The 2828-nt window shown below is 43.6% G+C and carries 3 protein-coding genes; all 3 read right to left on the bottom strand.

The annotated features are described in order from the left end of the window. A partial coding sequence (locus tag K2Y18_01165; GenBank protein MBX9804342.1) for an integrating conjugative element protein occupies positions 1-893 on the bottom strand: 893 nt, incomplete at its 3' end. Between the two features lie 5 nt (positions 894-898). Next, positions 899-1873, bottom strand: a complete 975-nt coding sequence (locus K2Y18_01160; GenBank protein ID MBX9804341.1) for a TIGR03756 family integrating conjugative element protein — start codon at positions 1871-1873, stop codon at positions 899-901. 55 nt (positions 1874-1928) lie between these two features. Further along, positions 1929-2828, bottom strand: a 900-nt coding sequence (locus K2Y18_01155) for a conjugative transfer ATPase (GenBank protein ID MBX9804340.1), incomplete at its 5' end; no start/stop codon positions are given.

Raw genomic sequence — 2828 nt, 5'->3', positions numbered from 1 at the left:
GCAATTTTGGGGCAACTTTGCAAAAGAGTAGTTAACCCAAGCCCCACTTTGGCATCCTTTGCACTGCCCTCCTCTCTAGCACTTACCTGAATATCGCCAAGCACCATGACGGCCCAGTGAGCCGCTGCATTGGGGTTAGGCCAGGTTTTAACAAAGGCATTCTCTTTGTCAAAGCTAGACTCTGGCGCAGTAGTATCATCCAAATTACGAGATGAGGTTAGCATCAGGTTGTAACCTGCAATAACCACATCATTAATCACTTTTATTGGCTTTTGAAATTTACCACCGGAATTCCCCTCGCCTCGGTGCACCCATGGGAGGCCATATTCACTGCCTTTGTTTGCTATGTTTTTAGCAGTCTTATTAATGTCAACTGCCTCGCCATGTCGAGCGCGCGTTGCGGCATCTATCCAACCTTGACTATCAGAAACTGACAGCATGCTCGTAATTGGAGAATTACCCTCTTCAAGCGTTTTTTTCACCTGCTGACAATCGGCCATTTTTAAGGCAAATTCATTTTGCGCACCAGCTGCAGCATTTTGTAAAATGTTATAAAGGCCAGGCATTGCTTGCTGTAATTTGTACATTGGGAAAGCACCAACCGAACCTTTTAAATTGTTAATTACAGTAGCTGGAATACCGGTTGCGGACTCTTTTAAATCTTTGAAGGTATTAGTAATAGAGACAACAGGACTAAATTGGCTGCAATTAAGCCCTCTGCCGGCATTAATATTGCCGCCTATTGTGATCGTTTCTTCTCTGTTAACCGGGGGAATAAATAAATCAGATGCCCCGCCCAGCTGATAATAATAATCAGATTGGGTTGGAAAGATTGCGCTGTGCAGGGGCGCTATCAGCATAATACTCATTAATAAAGCGGTTGTTTTCATCATTATTCCTATCTTCTTTCGCTCACGCTTACTTTGGGCAATCCCAAAACAAGCTTTCCCTTTTCGGGAATGCAGCCTCGATATTTTCGCCAAATGACAAACACATAGTTGCCATTGCCTTTCATGTCATCAATCTCACCAAAATCGACGGCATCACCTGGTTTTATATTGCGATTTAAGGGATAGACTTCCTGCCAGATAACCTTCTCCTGTTTAGGGTCATAAATGACATTGGCAACGCTGCAATTTGGTCCGCAACGATTGGACGTTGATTGCCTCACATGAGTGCTGCCATCATTAGTGACGATATCGGTTGCATGCATTGCAACTACAACTGAAGCTCTAAATCGTGAGGGTTGTGTCACGCGCATTAAACGAGGAATTTCAGGTCCCCAGCTGTGAGTACTCGTGCCAATCTCATGATTGGCTAGTAAGACCGCGTGTTTAGGGTTCGCCATATAAGCGATTTCAGCGATTTCTGTTTTATCCATGTAGGCATCGGCGTGACTCGAATAATAGGGTTTGCCAAAGGTGGTTTCTGCCTGATGAGAAATTTTTGGGAGATTATAAAAGCTCGCCGGACTTCCGATAACATGCACCACAGGCGAGCGCTCTTCATTAAGATGCAGAACTTGCTGCTGCCCACTGCCATTACCATTGTCAAAAGGCATGCCCATAAGAGAGGCAAAAGCCCTTTCAAATCCCTCGAGTGCCAATTTATTTTCATAAGCAATGCCAGCCTCGACCCATGGGTTTTCACCTGGATTATTCGATACAGTCACCACCAAATCAGGAAGATATTGTTCAACAGCAGGACTTTCTTCAATTTTTGGAGGAAGGCCTCCTTTGGCCCAGGTACATGTGCCAATGACTCGGTAATGACTATTAGCTGGCATTTTCTTTAAAACGCGCGCACTTAGTGTCGCGGTCGTTAAAGGATGAGGCGGCTTTGTACTTTCTAAAGCAAAGCCTTTAAGAGAGATACAAAAAATGCCGCTAGCTACCAGCGCTTTAATTTTCTGAAACGGCTTTAAAGAGTTAATCATCATAAAAGCACTCACTTTCATGTTTACTCTGCTCTTTGTTTTCAAGGCGATGGGCTATAATCTCAGCAGCCTTTAATACATCGTGTTCCTCCTCTAAAGCCTGGCGCTGTGCTTTTTCTTTCTTTTCATTTAATAAAAGGGCCAAAAAATAGCGCGGTGGGATAACGCGAAAAAGTCCCTGGTAACGCGCGCCTAATAAAACCGCCTCGGCATATAATCCTTTTTGTGAATCAATGTCTCGAATAAGCGCTATTTGTTCAGCAGTTGGTTGTTTGAACTTTTGAAGATCAGCAAGCTCCTTCTCATCAATACCTAATAAAATCCATGTTTCAATGAGTGACAAAATTTTGATAGCCATTTCAGAATTCATATCAGTGATATTCTGCGTGCTCGGCACAATCCAAAGACCGAGCTTTCGCGCGACTTTTACCAAGAGAAGTGCATAGGTTACAATTGGTGGGATTTGAAACTGGATATGTGCCTCATCAAAGAAAAGAAAGGTTGGGCGGCTATCGTTTTGCGTCTCTTCCGCCATTGCAAGAATGCGCGGTAAAAGCGATACCATAACAAGCGCGAGTTTTCCCTTATCATCCTTAATGGCTGATACATCGATATGAAAAATATCAAAGTCGCCCAATGGCTCAGTTGGCACATTAAAAAAACGCGCCTTATTGCTATTAATGACATAGCTTTTTAGCCGGTCATGCATATCTAGAATTCTGTCTTTTTTACGAATAACTGTTTCTTTCAGAAGGCGTCTCGCAAAAGCCGCAACCACATGTTCGGTTAACATTTGGGGAACATTGGCGTGAATTGAGGCAAGAATGGCATCACTCAAGACCTCAATAAGAAGCGTTTCATCAGCGAGAGTAAACGTCTTCTCTTCCATCTC

The organism is Alphaproteobacteria bacterium, assembly GCA_019746225.1.
Taxonomy (GTDB): Bacteria; Pseudomonadota; Alphaproteobacteria; order Paracaedibacterales; family VGCI01; genus VGCI01.
The sequence above is the reverse complement of the archived record's forward strand: the minus strand, read 5'-3'. Positions and strand labels throughout refer to the sequence as shown.